We start from the raw sequence: 277 nt of genomic DNA on the forward strand, positions 1-277 counted from the left end.
TACTGGTCTAACGATAAGCTTTCAACAAACTTTGAAGATCGTTTCCATATCTTTAGAACTAATATTCCGAACTCTCTATTTGGATACCCTGGTAGTGATGACACAATTGTTTTTGGTGAAGATTCGGCCTATGAGCTTAATAGCGAAAACAGACCAGTCATTGCTGATATCGAATATGTTGAAACTTTTGAAGACTATAAAAATGACTCGAGTGGATGGATAAAGAAAGCAATAGAAATTCTTAAATAAATAAAAGGACCTAGTTTAGGTCCTTTTT

General features: G+C 33.9%; 1 protein-coding gene. It reads left to right on the forward strand.

The window, feature by feature from the left end; all coding sequences use genetic code 11:
- On the forward strand, positions 1–249 hold a 249-nt coding region (locus M901_RS13815), incomplete at its 5' end, for a hypothetical protein (RefSeq protein WP_034722360.1).
- Positions 250–277: the final 28 nt, after the last annotated feature.

The sequence above is a fragment of the Bacteriovorax sp. DB6_IX genome, assembly GCF_000447775.1.
Taxonomy (GTDB): Bacteria; Bdellovibrionota; Bacteriovoracia; order Bacteriovoracales; family Bacteriovoracaceae; genus Halobacteriovorax_A.